At 63.3% G+C, this 14,650-nt stretch carries 13 protein-coding genes; 7 read left to right on the top strand and 6 right to left on the bottom strand.

What is annotated here, in order from left to right:
- Positions 1-2: 2 nt before the first annotated feature.
- Both SZ55_RS06095 and SZ55_RS06100 read right to left on the bottom strand, forming a co-directional pair.
- Positions 3-1,199 (bottom strand): thiolase family protein, encoded by a 1,197-nt coding sequence (locus SZ55_RS06095; protein ID WP_044402899.1) that lies wholly within the window; start codon positions 1,197-1,199, stop codon positions 3-5.
- Positions 1,200-1,225: 26 nt separating this feature from the next.
- Complete coding sequence (locus SZ55_RS06100) at positions 1,226-2,308, bottom strand: hydroxymethylglutaryl-CoA synthase (RefSeq protein ID WP_052807540.1); 1,083 nt, start codon at positions 2,306-2,308, stop codon at positions 1,226-1,228.
- 518 nt (positions 2,309-2,826) lie between these two features.
- Between SZ55_RS06100 and SZ55_RS06105 the strand changes: the two genes are divergently transcribed.
- On the top strand, positions 2,827-3,429 hold the full coding sequence (locus tag SZ55_RS06105; RefSeq protein WP_044402906.1) for a TetR/AcrR family transcriptional regulator: 603 nt from the start codon (positions 2,827-2,829) through the stop codon (positions 3,427-3,429).
- A 42-nt stretch (positions 3,430-3,471) separates the two neighbouring features.
- Here SZ55_RS06105 and phlG read toward each other — a convergent pair whose 3' ends face one another.
- Complete coding sequence (gene phlG / locus SZ55_RS06110; protein ID WP_044402909.1) at positions 3,472-4,356, bottom strand: 2,4-diacetylphloroglucinol hydrolase; 885 nt, start codon at positions 4,354-4,356, stop codon at positions 3,472-3,474.
- A gap of 155 nt (positions 4,357-4,511) precedes the next feature.
- On the opposite strand from phlG, the gene SZ55_RS06115 reads away from it, so the two are divergent.
- Positions 4,512-5,180, top strand: coding sequence for a TetR/AcrR family transcriptional regulator (locus SZ55_RS06115; protein ID WP_044402911.1), 669 nt, complete (start codon positions 4,512-4,514; stop codon positions 5,178-5,180).
- Positions 5,181-5,204: 24 nt separating this feature from the next.
- Here the strand turns inward: SZ55_RS06115 and SZ55_RS06120 are convergent, their stop codons facing one another.
- Entirely contained in the window at positions 5,205-6,317 is a 1,113-nt protein-coding gene (locus SZ55_RS06120; RefSeq protein WP_044402913.1) for a YheT family hydrolase, read from the bottom strand.
- A gap of 242 nt (positions 6,318-6,559) precedes the next feature.
- Here SZ55_RS06120 and SZ55_RS06125 point away from each other — a divergent pair, with 242 nt between their 5' ends.
- The 3 genes from SZ55_RS06125 (at position 6,560) to SZ55_RS06135 (ending at position 8,685) form a co-directional block, all read left to right on the top strand.
- Positions 6,560-7,120 carry an AAA family ATPase gene (locus SZ55_RS06125; RefSeq protein WP_044402916.1) on the top strand — a complete coding sequence of 187 codons (561 nt, stop codon included), beginning with the start codon at positions 6,560-6,562 and terminating at the stop codon, positions 7,118-7,120.
- A 354-nt stretch (positions 7,121-7,474) separates the two neighbouring features.
- Positions 7,475-8,089, top strand: coding sequence for an NAD(P)H-dependent oxidoreductase (locus tag SZ55_RS06130; protein WP_044402919.1), 615 nt, complete (start codon positions 7,475-7,477; stop codon positions 8,087-8,089).
- Positions 8,086-8,685: a TetR/AcrR family transcriptional regulator gene (locus SZ55_RS06135; protein WP_044402922.1), complete on the top strand. Its 600-nt coding sequence runs from the start codon at positions 8,086-8,088 to the stop codon at positions 8,683-8,685. The genes SZ55_RS06130 and SZ55_RS06135 overlap by 4 nt, the downstream gene beginning before the upstream one ends.
- A gap of 350 nt (positions 8,686-9,035) precedes the next feature.
- On the opposite strand, the gene SZ55_RS27900 is transcribed toward SZ55_RS06135, so the two are convergent.
- Together SZ55_RS27900 and SZ55_RS06140 are read right to left on the bottom strand one after the other, a co-directional pair.
- Entirely contained in the window at positions 9,036-9,581 is a 546-nt protein-coding gene (locus SZ55_RS27900; RefSeq protein ID WP_139233642.1) for a hypothetical protein, read from the bottom strand.
- Between the two features lie 478 nt (positions 9,582-10,059).
- Positions 10,060-12,138, bottom strand: a complete 2,079-nt coding sequence (locus SZ55_RS06140; protein ID WP_044402925.1) for a phosphocholine-specific phospholipase C — start codon at positions 12,136-12,138, stop codon at positions 10,060-10,062.
- Positions 12,139-12,700: 562 nt separating this feature from the next.
- On the opposite strand from SZ55_RS06140, the gene SZ55_RS06145 reads away from it, so the two are divergent.
- Together SZ55_RS06145 and SZ55_RS06150 are read left to right on the top strand one after the other, a co-directional pair.
- The gene (locus tag SZ55_RS06145; protein WP_044402928.1) at positions 12,701-13,873 is read left to right on the top strand and encodes a hydroxymethylglutaryl-CoA reductase; all 1,173 of its coding nucleotides are present in this window, start codon (positions 12,701-12,703) and stop codon (positions 13,871-13,873) included.
- 155 nt (positions 13,874-14,028) lie between these two features.
- Positions 14,029-14,643 (top strand): TetR/AcrR family transcriptional regulator, encoded by a 615-nt coding sequence (locus SZ55_RS06150; RefSeq protein WP_044402931.1) that lies wholly within the window; start codon positions 14,029-14,031, stop codon positions 14,641-14,643.
- Positions 14,644-14,650 lie beyond the last annotated feature (7 nt).

The following is a 14,650-nucleotide window of genomic DNA, read 5'->3' on the forward strand; positions in this document are numbered from 1 at the left end:
CCTCAGTCGTTGGCCAGGACGATCACCGAGTTGTGGGCGGCGTAACCCCCCAGGTTCTGCGAGACGGCGATACGGGCGCCGGGAACCTGGTTGGTGGACTCGCCGCGCAACTGGCGGAACAGTTCGGTGATGTGCAGGATGCCGTCGGCGCCGGAGGCGTGGCCGCGTCCGATGTTGCCGCCGTCGGTGTTCAACGGCAGTTGGCCGTCCAGGGCGATGCCGCCCTCGCGGACGAAGTCGCCGGCCTGGCCGGGCTTGCACACGCCCATGGATTCCATCTGGATGAGCCCGGCGCCGAGCAGGTCGTAGACCTGGGCGACGTCGATGTCCTTGGCGGTGATGCCGGCCTTCTTGTAGGCGATCTCGGCGCAGGCAATGGAGTTGGCCGAGACGGCCATGCCGACGTCCTGGGGCAGGCCCGGGTACTTCAGTGTCGGGTTGTGGTAGCGGGTGCCGTAGTAGTGCGACACGCCGGTGTAGGCGCAGCCCCGCACGAACACCGGTTTGTCGGTGTACTTGTGGGCCAGGTGCTCGGCCACGAGGATGGCGCAGCCGCTGGCCTCGCCCCAGGCGAGCATGGAGCCGCAGGCCTCGGTGCGCTTGAGCTCTTCGAGGCTGGGGATGGGGTGGCCGTAGCGGGTGGAGCCGGGGGTGTTGTGGGCGTAGATGCGCATCTGCCGGCCGAAGCTGGCGAGCACGTCGGCCTCGCGACCGGCATAGCCGTACTTGTGGAAGTACTCGGCGGTGGCCAGGGCGAAGGCGTCGGTGTGGGAGATGCCGAGGAAGTAGTCGTACTCGCACTCGGTGCTGGAGCCGATGTACTCGGCGTAGTTGAAGTGGTCGGTCATCTTCTCGAAGCCGCCACACAGGACGATGTCGTATTCACCGGAGGCCACCATCTGGTGGGCCATCTGGAACGACACCGAGCTGCTGGTGCAGTTGGCGGTGCTCATGAAGGTGGGCGCGGGGCTGATGCCGAGGGCGTCGGACAGGGTCGGGCCGAGGCCGCCGTATTCGGAAATGCCCTCGCCGTGGTAGCCGTAGGCGACACCCTGGATTTCACGCGGGTGCATCTTGGCGGCGTGGATGGCCTCGTAGGCGGACTCGACGATCATTTCCTTGAAGGTCTGCCGGACGCGGGAGTTGCCGGGTTTCGGCGTATGGGCGGCCGACACGATTGCAACGCGACGTGCAGTCATGGTTGTGCTCCTTGCAGTACGGGCGGTCAGAGGTAGGCGGTCAGGGCGTAGTCGGCACGCAAATACTTGAATTCGTATTTGATCGACGTGCCGTAATCCACGTACACCTTGTTCTCCAGCACCTTGCGCAGCGGCTTGGCACGCTGCTGGTAGGCGAGGATGGCGTCGGTGACCGTCAGCGCGATGGCATCGCTGCCGGCGCCGAACCCGTACGACGAGAGGAGGATCTTCTGCCCCGGCCGTGCCTGGTCGAGCACGTTGATCAGCCCCAGCAGCGGGCTGGCCGAGCCGGTGTCGCCGACGCTGCCGGCGTAGATGCCGGGCTCGATCTGGCGCGGCTCGAAGCCCAGGTGGCGGCCCAGCGAGCGGGGGGTGGAGACGAGGTTCTGCTGGAACACCGCGTAGTCGTAGTCATGGCTGGAGGTGCCGAGCTTCTTGAACAGGCCGTGCACGGCGCGGGCGGTCTGCTCTTCCAGGCCGATGCTGTTCTTGTCGGAGCCCAGGCCCATGCCGGAGCGGATGTAGCGCTCGCCTTGCGGGCGGATGTTGTCGGCGACGTCGGCGGCGCAGGAGAAGCTGCCGTCGAACTCGGCGATCAGGTTGTCGCGGCCCAGCAGCAGCGCGGCGGCACCGGCGCCGGCGTAGGCTTCGGTGAGGTCGCCCGGGGCGGTGTTGCGGTTGATGGTGTCGGCACCGATGGCCAGCGCGTTGCGGGCCATGCCGGAGGCGACCAGGGCGTGGCCGATCTGCAGGGCCGAGGTGCCGGACTTGCCGGCGAACTGGACGTCGGCGCAGAACGCGTCGTAGCCGCTGCCGAGCATCTCCAGGATCACCGCTGCCGAGGCGCGGGATTCATAGGGGTTGGTGCAGGTTCCCAGGTACAGGGCGTCGAGCTCGGCGATACCGCCCTGCTCCACCGCCTGCTGGGCCGCGAGGGCACCCAGGGTGATGACATCTTCGTCCGGCTGGAGCACGGCACGTTCGGTTATCCCTAACTGATCCCTGACCAGTCTCAGGTCGGCGTTACGCCAGACGCTGAGCACCTCTTCGACTTTCAGGCGGCACACGGGCAGCCCGTAGCCGTAACTGACAATTCCTGTCTTATGCACGGTCGTATTCCTCTTGAGCACATTTTCATTGAGACAAGCCATCCCTTGCCGTCCGGAATGGGCAGCACGCAAATCACATCGAAAAAAGGCACTCCTGCTTTCTAGTTCCGGGCGGGAACGCACGAGTCGTCCGCTCGCCACAGGGTGTCCGCGACGTCCGCAGGTTGTTTCACGGGCACCGATAGCTCTCTCACGCTTGGGGCGTGCTTGCGTTGCCAGCGCCAACGGCGCTGTGCAGGGCATTGCGCAAACATCACCTTCCCGTCATCGACCTCCTTTAGAATACGAAACGTACCGTATCTATTTTATGAAACACTTCAACTTCGTTTGCCCAAGAGAGAGAGGTATCGGTAGCCGTGGTTACTTCTGCCGTGATATGTGACCGCCGACCCGATCCCCCCATCTCAAGAGGAAGTTTTGTTACAAATTCACTGCACGAAACGGTCCGTATCGTTTCGTAAAATCAGCCTATACCTTAGAATTCGTTTGTCAACACATTTTCTATGGGGACTTTTGCCTTGACTCGAACACGCTCACGAAGCTCCATCGGCTCGCTGCGTAGCCCGCATGCGCACAAAGCCATCCTCAAGTCGACGACCGAGATCCTGATGGAAAGCGGTTATGCCGGGTTGAGCATCGAGTCCGTCGCAAGACGGGCAAGCGCCAGCAAACCGACGATCTACCGCTGGTGGCGGAACAAGGCAGCGCTGATTGCTGAGGTGTACGAGAAGGAAAGCGAGCAGATCCGCATCTTCCCGGAACTTGGCTCGTTCCGCGAAGATCTCTCGTTTCTTCTGCACAATCTCTGGAAGATCTGGCGGGAGACCATTTGCGGCCTGGCCTTTCGGAGCGTCATCGCCGAGGCCCAGCTGGACCCGGAAACGCTGGAGGAACTCAAGGATCAGTTCATGGAACGGCGCCGGGAAGTGCCCAAGCGCCTGGTGGAAAATGCCGTGAATCGCGGTGAATTGCCGAAGGACATCAACCAGGACCTGCTGCTCGACATGATCTTCGGGTTCTGCTGGTACCGCCTGCTCACCGACCAGTTGCGGGCCGAAGAGGACATCGATGACTTCATCAACATGCTGACCAGCGGTGTCTGCGCCTCCCCCACCGCCTGACCAGCAAGACAAAGACCCGCAGGGAGCGCGGGTCGTCCAGGATCAGGCCGGTTGGCCTGAAAACTCGCGGTAGAGTTCCGGCAGGAAACTCGCCAGGTGATTGAACTCGCACAGATCGTGCACCGCGAACTCGAATGCCAGCTCCTCCAGCCCGGCAGCATCCAGCCCCAACCCGGCCAACAAGCTCTCTGCCCGTTCAGCACCGGGGAACCGCGCCATCGACGGGTGCGCACCGACCCAGTAACGGCTGGTCAGCCACATCCCCTCCTCCGTTTCCTTGAACAAGTGGACCATCAGCGACACCGGCACGTCCGGCTCCTGGGCCAGGCTCATCAGCGCACTCACGCTGCCATCGATCTTCGCTTCGCGGTACAGCGCCGGGTCCAGCCCCAGTTCCGATGGCTCGCGGAAGTCGATCTTCAGGTCCATCAGGCGCGAGCCGACGTACTCCGTGGCGCAGAAGCTGTTGCCGTAGAGCCGCTCGGTGAAGCAGCAGCCGTCGTCGCAGAGCTTGTGGGCATTCAGGCAGGGATTCTTCACGTGCGCATAGGGAAACCAGAGCATGTAGCGCTCGGCCTCCAGCGGGTGCCAGAGGAACCACCACTCGAACATGCGTGCGCTACAGCCCGGAAAGAACTTCCGGCTCTGGACATAGGCCATCGGCCCGCTCAACAGTGCGTACCCGGCTTCCGCACTGCGGTAGTCGGGATCGAGCAGGCGATTGATGTCGTCCACCGACGGCGTCAGGGTCTGCTCAAGGGGCAACGGTCCGCGCTGCAACAGTTGCACGGCAGACAACGGGACCTGCATGTCTCCGCTGAAGAAGCGCGCGTAAGGCTTGCCGCGAATCGCTTCGCGGTTGCGCAGGAACTGCTTCTGCATCGGCAGGGAAAAATAACTGAATGGCACCATCACGCGTGTTTGCATTGAAGTAACCTGCATCGTTGGTTGCGATGGGGATCAGGCGCGGACGGATCACATATCTCACCTCCCTGCGGGAAGGTGTCGGCCCCTGAGACGCTAGGACAGGTCAAAAACAAAGTCAAATTTGAATTTAAACTAAGCCACACAGAGTCGGTTCCATGACAGCTACAGAGCAGCAGCCCGCCGGTCGCGCATCTCGCCAGGACGGCCAGGCCACACGCCAGCAGATACTCGAGATCGCCGGGCAGGTTTTCGCTGAACGCGGCTTCGCCAATACCACCAGCAAGGAGATCTGCGCCCGCTCCCAGGCCAACGCGGCTGCGGTGAACTACCACTTCGAGGGCAAGGACGGCCTCTACACCGCCGTGCTGCTGGAAGCCCACCAGCGGATCATGAGCCTGGAGACGCTGGAGGCGCTGTCTACAAGCGAACTGTCAGGCCAAGACAAGCTGCGCCGGCTCATCGCCGAATTGCTGGGCAGCCTCGGCAGCCCCCGCCTGGCCTGGCCCGCCAAGGTGCTGGCGCGGGAGCTGCTCTCCCCTTCCCCGCTGCTGCCGGCCGTGCTGAAGATGGAATCCTTCCCCAAGGCGCGCGCTGCCCGCCGCATCATCGGCGAACTGCTGGGCCTGCCGGAGGATGACCCGGCGGTGCTGCGTAGCGCCCTGAATATCTTCTCGCCCTGCCTGTTCCTGCTGATCGCCCACGACACCCTCAGCACCACCGTCCTGCCCGGCCTCGATACCCAGCCGCAACCCCTGCTGGAGCACATGCTCGCCTTCGCCCTGGGCGGCCTCGCGGCCATTGGCGAGCCGCACCGCGCCGGTTGAGACCGACCGGGCGGCTGCCCTGCTCTAGCGCTCTGCAGGCGGGCGCTCGTGAACCGCCCGGAGAAACTCGGCCGCCAGGTGATGCGCCCATGAGCGCGCGGTGAACCCGGCGAGGTAGGCGCAGTGGCTGCCCCGCCGGGTGATCGCCAGCACGGTCCTGGGCATGCGTGCCATGGCGTGCTGGTGGTCGCGCACGTTGCCCACCACGCACACCGGATCATCCTCGGCGTTGAGCACCAGCAGCGGGATGCTCACCGTCTCCATCACCGTGATCGGGTTGCAGCTCTCCAGGTAGGCCTGCTGGCTGGGGTAGCCCGCGCACTCGTACAGGTGACGGTGGAATTCATCCAGGCTCTGCGCGCCCTCCAGGGCGGCCAGGCTGGGCAGGTGCGCCAGCGCGTCGCGGTTGGGGGTGACGAACTGGCGAACCAGCTTGCGTGCCATCAGTCGGGTGTAGGGCGCGCGCGAGCGGGCGAAGGCCACGCGGATGTCGTAGCCCGGGCAGTAGGCGAAGGCGCCGCGCAACGGCGTCGCCTCGCCCTCCTCGCCCAGGTAGCGGATCAGCAGCCCCGTGCCGGCGGAAATGCCGGCGGCGTAGAGCGGCGAGTGGGGGTAGCGCTCGCCGATCACGCGCAGCTGCTCGCGCAGGTCCGCCGTGTCACCCATGGTGTTGAAGCGCGGGCTGGTCAGCGGCAGCCGGCCGTGGCCACGGCGCTCGCAGAACACCACGCGCCAGCCGGTGAGCCGCTGCAGGTCCCGCACGAAGCCGCGCATGCTGTGGGGCGAGCCGGTGATGGTGTGCAGCACCACCAGGGTCGGCACGTCCGCCGGCAGCTCGGCGCCGAGCCAGTGCAGCGCCGTGGTGCCGCCATCGGCCATGCGCAGGGTGTCGACCCGGTCGTAGGCCAGGCGCGGGGCGAAGGCCTTCTTCAGGCCCAGGCCGAGCAGTTGCAGGTGGCCGTTGAACAGCCAGGGCGTCGCCCAGAAGCGGCGGGTGAGGCGCGGCACCTGGGCGATCAGTGCCTGGTTCTCCGGGTTGGCCTGGTAGACCAGCTCCGGCTTGCGCGCCGCCGTGCGCAGGTAGTGGGCGCCGAGCCCGACCGCCAGCACGGGCAAGGCGGTGATCCAGATCGACATCGGAACTCCTCAATCAGACAGAAACCTGCCCCGGCAGGGGCCCATGCCCGCTCAGGTGCGCAGCTGGGCCCGGAGCATCTTGCCGATGGGCTGCTCGAGGCAATTGCATGTGGAAGTCGGTGCCCGCTTTGTCAAACGCACCAGCCGGCTAGCACGCGCATCCTACCTAGGCTTTGAAAGGCAGGCCCTGATTGCCCTACCCTTGCCGCCCTGTCGAGGACGTACAGCGAGAAGGAGTCTTGATGCAGCGCGTGATGATCATCGGCCAACCCGGGTCCGGCAAAAGCACCCTGGCCCGCAGGCTGGGTGAACTGACCGGCTTGCCGGTCGTCCACATCGACACCATCCATTGGCAGCCGGGCTGGGTGGAACGCACCCGGGACGAGAAGACCCGCCTATGCCACGAAGTCGAGGCCCGTGAGCGCTGGATCTTCGAAGGCGGCCATTCCGAAACCTGGGGCAACCGGCTCGCCCGGGCCGACCTAATGGTCTGGATCGACCGCTCGGCGCCGCTCCGTTTCTGGCGCGTACTGCTGCGTACCCTGTCCCAGCGAGGCCGCACCCGCCCCGACCTGCCGGAGAACTGCCCGGAGCAACTGGGCAACCTCCCCGAGTTCCTCGGCTTCATGTGGCGCACCCGGCAATCGGCCCGGGCCAAGATGGAACAGCTCGCCGCCACCGCGCCCTCCACCTGCCGCGTCGTGCGCCTGCGCTCCAACCGGGATACCGAGCGTTTCCTGGCGGACATCCAGGCATCCCGGGTCGTCTCAGGCCTGCGCACCGGCGCGCCGCTGAACGACTGAATCCTTCCACCACGCGAACCGGCCCTCTCACCCAGGCATCCTCGATGCCTGCTGCAAGCACAGCAGAGCCTAGGACTCTACGTGCCGGGCGGTCGCCTACATGCGCCGACTGGTTGAGCCCAAACCGGATATGAAGGGATCACCTCGGTACTTCCCTGTTCATCAATCCTCGGCACTGCCAGCGGCATTGAGCAACGTACAAAGCAGCACTTCAGGGATTCAGCAGTCTTCTGAAGGAGCGCCCCTTATTTCGCAAAGCCTTCCACTGAATAGCTACCAATGGTAGGTTACCAAAGGTAGGTAGAGTCTCCCTCCTCCTTTCAATCTCGAACCAGCCTTCACTGGAGTAACAACATGCACGCCCTTATCGTTGTAGCTCACCCCAATCCTGACTCGCTGACGCACGCTGTCGCCCGGCGTATCGCGCTTGGCATCGAGGCTGGAACCCACCGACACACCTTCGAACTTGCAGACCTGGCGAGCGAGGGCTTCGACCCCCGTTTCAACCTGGCAGATCAGGCACTGTTTCAAGGACAGGCATCGCCGAGTACTGAGATTGCCATGGAGCAAGCACGGCTGGATCGGGCAGATGCACTGGTGCTGGTCTATCCCATCTACTGGTGGTCGTTCCCCGCCCTGCTCAAAGGCTGGGTTGACCGAGTGTTCACCAACGGCTGGGCCTATGAAGAAAACGGCAACGGAAAGGTGATCAAGAAATTGCGCCGACTGCAGGTCCACCTGGTTGCAGTCGGTGGCGCTGGGGAGGGAACATTTAACCGACATGGTTACGCATCAGCCATGAAGACCCAGATTGACCACGGCATCTTTGACTACTGCGGCGCCCAAGTACGCAGCTCGTCATTTCTACTGGCATCTGATGTTGGCTATCCGGAATCCGCTCTAGAGAAAGCAGATCAGATCGGTGCCAGCGTGTTTATGGAAGTGCAAGAGAGAAAGCTGGCCCGATGACCTCGTCTACTTTTCCGTCTTCACGCCGTCGCTTGACTAAAGAAGCGCGTACCCGCCAGTTGCTAGAGGTTGCATGGTCACTCATTGGCAGTGAGGGTACGGACGCCCTCAGTCTTGGTCGCTTGGCTGAGGCAGCCGGGGTCACGAAACCGGTGGTCTACGATCACTTCGGTTCCCGCAATGGCCTGTTGGTTGCACTCTACGAGGACTATGACGTCCGCCAGACAACTCTTTTTGATGCTGCGGTCCTGGAAGCCAAATCCACCTTGATGGATAAAGCTGGCGTGGTCGCTGGCGCGTATGTCGATTGTGTACTGACACAAGGGCGTGAAATTCAGGGCGTATTGGCCGCACTGAGTGGAGCGCCGGAGCTGGCAGCGTTGAAGCGTCAGTATCAGGAGCTCTTCATCAAGAAGTGCGCAGGGATATTCATGCCTTTTGCTGGGGCCGAGGGCATTTCAACGGCAAGTCTCTGGGCAATGCTCGGGGCTGCTGATGCGCTCTCAGAAGCGGCTTTAGCGGGTGATATCACCGACGCAGAGGCAAAGGAGGAGCTCCGACAGACCATCTTGGGCATGGTTCAGCGAAGCACCTGACTTTGCTCCGCGCCACGCTGTACGTGCTGATGAAGCCGACCGCATGGCAGGACCTTCGCGACCTGAACCAGTACATGAGCGGCGTGATTACGAGGAAGTGACCCCGTAAGTTTCACGATGAAGCAGATGAGCTTTTACGAATGAGGGAAATGGCCGCTACGAGGTGCTCGTGACGGCCAAAAACGGAGAGCTGAGCCGGCAAACTGATCGGTTTTGATTGGTTGGTGCATTCAAAATCGGCAGAGGCCGAATTCAACACGGAAATATAGGACTACTTCAGACCACTCCTAAAGTAGTGGCAAACCTTTTTTCAGCAAAGTGAAGTGCCACCTCATCACCGATCACAAGATTCAAGCAAACAACTCCATTGGCCCATACACACACTCAATTCCATTTCTAGAGACCGGTTTACTGCCCTGCTCTAGAAAGTCACCATCAACACTATATAAATGAGGATATGTAGCCGGCCCATTATAGGACGAGATTGAGATCAGGCACTCCAGAACTCCCGAGCATCCGCCATGGTCAAATGAACTCATATCGCTATCAGGAACCGAAGTCGGTGTACACCCACACCTCAAACACTTTCCAGGGGCCTTTCTACGGGCTCTCCACTCTGCCCAGCCCACCAGCTCGCTCTCCACAGCCCGGAACGTCTCTTTCAAACTTTCGAACGTAAGGTTTTCTATAAAACTTAAACTGGATGGGTCCTGCACCAATTCGATCAGCGCGCGCTTCTCTGCCAAAACCCCTTCAAGATACTCCATTTTTTCATCATCCCTTTCCAGCACCTCAGCAACCGAAATATCGTTACAAGAGGTGCACCAGAAATGTCTCTGAGCCATGGGAATCCTATGAGTTTCCGATAATAAATACTCTCTCGGCAGATATTTCATTTGGCGCTCGAATGAGCAGCAGGTGCACTTGTAATTCAACAGCATCTTTTCTTCACCAAATCAAGAGGATTAGCAAGTAAGCCAGCAAAATAGCCAAACGAGCATAAGACTCGACCTAGGCATCACTCAACAGCAGATTTCCAGGAAAATGCCCAACAGATGCCGTTTCACTACAAGACGGTAGTTCCACTAGTCATATCGCCAGCAATATCAGAGCAACAAAAGCTTGTACGTGCTGATGTAGCCGACTTCATCTATTGCTCTAGCTGTGAGAGTTCGTATGGCGATACCTGATAGTACAGCCGCAGAAAGATAGCACGGCAGAATCGTCCCAAACGCAGCAGAGCTGCGAACAATATCTCGCTATCGTCACTCGGGCTTTCCTGCAGGATGGCCGATCAAACTCGGAGTAAGGCCGAAGCAAGTTGCAAAAGTCACCCTCCCCGACCCGGCCCACCCACGCGGGCCGGGTCACGCCTCAGAAGGTCAAGGTACCCAGCCCCATCCCCGGATCACTGAAGCTCGGGCGGCCGTCTTCCAGGTGGCCACTGAAGCGCCGCAGGAAGCCGTCAACGCCCTGTGCGCTGACACTGAAGTCGTACCAGTTGCCGCTGCTGCGCAGCGAGTAGCGCACCTCGCGGCGCTGGCCCGGGGCGACGGTCAGGGTCTGGCTTTCGCCGCGGTAGTAGACGTTGTCCTTCACGGTCATGCGCAGGGGCTTGAGGCCTCGGTTGACCAGCTGCACCACCAGCCTGCCGAACAGCGGGTCGTGGTCGATGCGCACTTCGGGCTGAGGCGCCCTGCGGTCGGCAGCTGCCACGCGCAGGTTGCCACGGAACACCCGCAGGAAGCCGTTGGGGCCATGCACTTCCAGGTGGTAGTCGCCGCTGGCGTCCCCCGTGAAGCGGTCATGCAGGCGCCGGTGGGCACCGACCGTGTAGCGTTTCGGCGCGCGGACGCTGTCCAGCAGGTCATAGACCTGGAACACCGCGCCGGCCTTGCCAGTGTTGGCGAAGGTCAGGCTCAGGGCTTCCTCGCGGACGCGGTAGCGCGCGTGTACCGCCAGGTCGTAAGGCAAGGGACGCGCACGGCGCAGGCCCATCTCCTGCTTGGGCATGGCGGCCACCGCTGGCGGCTTCGGCTTGGGCAGCTTCACCTGGCTGGCGACGATGGCGTCGGCCTGGCTGGTGTCCGGCAACCCCGGGAGTGCCCCGTTGTCGGGGTGGCTGAAGTCGAAGGCCGAGGTCAGGTCGCCACACACCGCTCGGCGCCAGGGGCTGATGTTGGGCTCCATCACGCCGAAGCGCTGTTCGAGGAAGCGGATCACCGAGGTGTGGTCGAACACCTGGGAGTTGACCCAGCCGCCCTTGCTCCAGGGCGAGATCACGTACATGGGCACGCGCGGGCCGAGGCCGTAGGGCTGGTTGCGATAGCGGGTGTCGCCCAGGGTGTGCCATTCGAGGGTGGCGTCGGCGGTGGTCTTGCCGTGCAGCGTGCCGTCGGCGTTCAGGCCCGGCGCGGCAGGGGGCGCCATGTGGTCGAAGAAGCCGTCGTTCTCGTCGAACATCACCAGCAGCGCGGTCTTGCTCCACACCTCGGGGTTGGCGGTCAGCGCGTCCAGCACCCAGGCGGTGTATTCGGCGCCCCAGATCGGGCTCGACGGACCGGGGTGCTCGGAATACTTGGCCGGCGCCACGATCCACGACACCTGCGGCAGCGTATTGGCCAGCACGTCGCGCTTCAGCGCATCCAGCTTCCAGGTGCTCAGGCCGTTGACGATCAGCGGCGAGTCCGGCCCGGCCGCGCGGTACTGGCGGAAGCCGATCAGCGGGTTGTCGGAGAAGTTGTCCGCCATGTCCTGGTACACGCGCCAGCTGATGCCGGCGGCCTGCAGCCGTTCCGGGTAGGTGGTCCAGGTGTAGCCCTCTTCCACCGGGCCTTCGCTGTCGTGGTCGTTGGTGGTCACCGGGCCGCCGTGCTGGCCGAGCGGGTCGTTGGTGCCGGTCCAGAGGAACAGGCGGTTGGGGTTGGTGCCGCCCTGGAACGAGCAGTGGTACGCGTCGCAGACCGTGAAGGCGTTGGCCAGGGCGAACTGGAAGGCGATGTCCTGCTCCTTGTAGTAGCCCAGGGAGCGCTCGGTCTTGGCCGGCAGCCACTTGTCCATGCGCCCCTCGTTCCAGGCCTGCTGGGCGTCGGGCCAGGTGTGCGGGGTGCCGTCCACGCGCTGGGCGCTGGTGGTGCGGGTGTCGAAGTGGTACGGCAGGACCTCGCCCTTGCTGCCCTTCTGGTGCCACACGCGCTGGCCGTCGGGCAGCGGGATCGGCACACGGTCGCCGAAGCCGCGCACACCCTTGAGGGTGCCGAAGTAGTGGTCGAACGAGCGGTTCTCCTGCATCAGGATCACCACATGCTCGACGTCCTTGAGGTTGCCGTGGCGGCGGTGCGCGGGGATCGCCAGCGCCGCCTGGATGCTGGACGGCAGCAGGCTGCTGGCGACGGTGGCACCGACCGTGCCGGCCGCCAGCTGGATGAAGCTTCTTCTGCTTTTCGAAATCATCGGGGGAACTCACCAGGTCGTATGAGTGGCAAAAGGCTGCTGAGCGCTTCCATGACGCTGGCAGCGAGATGTTCGAACTCAGGCGACGCTAGTAACGGAAAAAGACGCTTTGGTTTCAGCGCGTCTTGCAACACCCGTTCATGCCAACTCCATCACGCTTCAACGCCATGTTTTTGGTCTAGGCCAGCTTTTGCTTGACAGGCTCTGCCGACTGAACAGGTCCAAGATAGAGCGGTGGCTGAGATCGATTTGCCAGTACGCGCCATGCAGTTCGGGTGGTACAGACCAACGCCTTCAAAGGTGTCTGTCCTCTCCGGGTGTCGCAGCACATGCAGGGTGAGTGACGCTCTTTTCATCCACCCGGCGCAGTGGCTGGCGAGCACGCTAGGTGGACCGATGAAGCGCGGCTCACCCTACGCCCTGCATCCGGTTGGGCGCTCAAGATTGACGCGTTGGATCATCCGATTGGCGTGGTCGGTCATGTCGCCTCCCCTGTCCTTGGGCACACTCGGGCTCACGGATCTTCACCCAGGCTGAATCACTCGACCCGCAGGAGAGCACGATGTCCAGAGGCGCCCCCATTCCCCGCAACCCCGAGAACGACTACACCCGCGAGCAGGCCACCCTGCGCCGTGACTTCATCAAGGAGCAGACCGGTGCCGCACTGGACACGGTCGGCCAGTACGCCATCGACCCGGCCGTCACCCGCGGCAATATCGAGAACTTCATCGGCGTGGTGCAGATGCCCCTGGGGCTGGCCGGCCCGCTGCGCATAGAAGGCGAGCACGCGCGCGGCGATTTCTACATCCCCATGGCCACCACCGAAGGCACGCTGCTGGCCAGCTACAGCCGGGGCATGCGCGCCATCAGTGCCTCCGGCGGGGTGAAGACCACGGTGGTCAAGCACTCCATGCAGCGGGCACCGGTGTTCTTCTTCGAGGACGCGCTGCAGGCCCGCGAGTTCGGCGTCTGGCTGGTGCGCGAGTTCGAGGCGATCAAGGCGGCCAGCGAAACCACCACCCGCAGCGGCAAGCTGTTCGAGATCGAGCAGTACCCGGTGGCCAACATGCTCTACACCCGTTTCTGCTACACCACCGGCGATGCCGCCGGGCAGAACATGACCAGCAAGGCCACCTACGCAGCCTGCGAATGGATCAAGGCCAACCACCCGTTGCAGCCGCGCTACATCCTTTCCGGCGCCATCGACACCGACAAGAAGCACTCGGCCATGAACATGATCCAGACCCGTGGCAAGCGGGTGATCGCCGAGTTCACCCTCAAGCGCGAGGTGGCCCACGAGCTGCTGCGCGTCGAGCCCGCCAACCTCTACCGCTACCGACAGATCGCCGCGGTGGGCGCCTTCCAGGCCGGCTCCGCGTACAGCGGCGCGCACTCGGCCAACGGGCTGGCGGCGATGTTCATCGCCACCGGGCAGGACGCGGCCAATGTGGCCGAATCCCATGGCGGCATCACCTACGGGCAACTGCTGGAGAACGGCGACTACTACTGGTCGGTGACCCTGCCCGCCGTGATCTGCGCCACCCATGGCGGTGGCACCAACCTGCCGACCCAGCGGGAATGCCTGGAGCTGCTGGGCTGCCACGGGGCCGGCAAGGCGGACAAGCTGGCGGAGATCATCGCGGCCGTGGTGCTGGCCGGCGATGTGTCCCTGACCTCCGCGATCCTGGCCGGCGACTGGGTCAGCAGCCACGAGGCGCTGGGGCGCAACCGCTGATGGCATAGGCCGCAGTGGGCCAGGTCATCGCGATTGCCATCACACCCTGAGCTGTCGGCCGGGCGCCCAACTGGGAACAGCGGCGCTTTATGTGACCCCGTGACATATTGGTCACTCGTTGTTCCCGGTCCTTTCGCTCTGTAGGCTATGCGCCCATGAATACGACACCCCCCTCCCGAACGGCCCGCGGGCCGGTGGACCATGAGGTCCGTGACCAGATCGTGGCTGCCGCCACCGAACACTTCAGCCTCTACGGCTTCGAGAAGACCACGGTCTCGGACCTGGCCAAGGCCATCGGCTTCTCCAAGGCCTACATCTACAAGTTCTTCGAGTCCAAGCAGGCCATCGGCGAGATGATCTGCTCGAACTGCCTGCGCCAGATCGAGACGGAGGTCCGTGCCGCCGTCGCCGAGGCCGAGCACCCGCCGGAGAAGCTGCGGCGGATGTTCAAGGCCATCGTCGAGTCCGGTCTGCGCCTGTTCTTCCAGGACCGCAAGCTCTACGAGATCGCCGCCTCCGCCGCCACGGAACGCTGGCCGGCCGCCCGCGCCTACGAAGGGCGCATCCTCGAGCTGCTCCGGGACATCCTGCAGCAGGGCCGGGAGAGCGGCGACTTCGAACGCAAGACGCCGCTGGACGAGACCGTGAAGGCGATCCACATGGTCCTGCGGCCGTACCTCAACCCGCTGCTGCTCCAGCATGGGCTGGACTACACCGACGAAGCCCCCCTCCTGCTCTCCAGCCTGGTGTTGCGCAGCCTGTCACCCTGAATAGTGA

Source organism: Pseudomonas sp. FeS53a, assembly GCF_000931385.1.
GTDB classification, from domain to species: domain Bacteria; phylum Pseudomonadota; class Gammaproteobacteria; order Pseudomonadales; family Pseudomonadaceae; genus Metapseudomonas; species Metapseudomonas otitidis.

Bases quoted from the DNA above. Each gene is read 5' to 3' on its own strand.
- SZ55_RS06130 (WP_044402919.1), top strand. From the start codon at position 7,475: ATGCACGCCCTTATCGTTGTAGCTCACCCCAATCCTGACTCGCTGACG.
- SZ55_RS06115 (WP_044402911.1), top strand. From the start codon at position 4,512: ATGACAGCTACAGAGCAGCAGCCCGCCGGTCGCGCATCTCGCCAGGAC.
- SZ55_RS06095 (WP_044402899.1), bottom strand. From the start codon at position 1,199: ATGACTGCACGTCGCGTTGCAATCGTGTCGGCCGCCCATACGCCGAAA.
- SZ55_RS06145 (WP_044402928.1), top strand. From the start codon at position 12,701: ATGTCCAGAGGCGCCCCCATTCCCCGCAACCCCGAGAACGACTACACC.
- SZ55_RS06150 (WP_044402931.1), top strand. From the start codon at position 14,029: ATGAATACGACACCCCCCTCCCGAACGGCCCGCGGGCCGGTGGACCAT.
- SZ55_RS06140 (WP_044402925.1), bottom strand. From the start codon at position 12,138: ATGATTTCGAAAAGCAGAAGAAGCTTCATCCAGCTGGCGGCCGGCACG.
- SZ55_RS06135 (WP_044402922.1), top strand. From the start codon at position 8,086: ATGACCTCGTCTACTTTTCCGTCTTCACGCCGTCGCTTGACTAAAGAA.
- SZ55_RS27900 (WP_139233642.1), bottom strand. From the start codon at position 9,581: ATGAAATATCTGCCGAGAGAGTATTTATTATCGGAAACTCATAGGATT.
- phlG (WP_044402909.1), bottom strand. From the start codon at position 4,356: ATGCAAACACGCGTGATGGTGCCATTCAGTTATTTTTCCCTGCCGATG.
- SZ55_RS06125 (WP_044402916.1), top strand. From the start codon at position 6,560: ATGCAGCGCGTGATGATCATCGGCCAACCCGGGTCCGGCAAAAGCACC.
- SZ55_RS06120 (WP_044402913.1), bottom strand. From the start codon at position 6,317: ATGTCGATCTGGATCACCGCCTTGCCCGTGCTGGCGGTCGGGCTCGGC.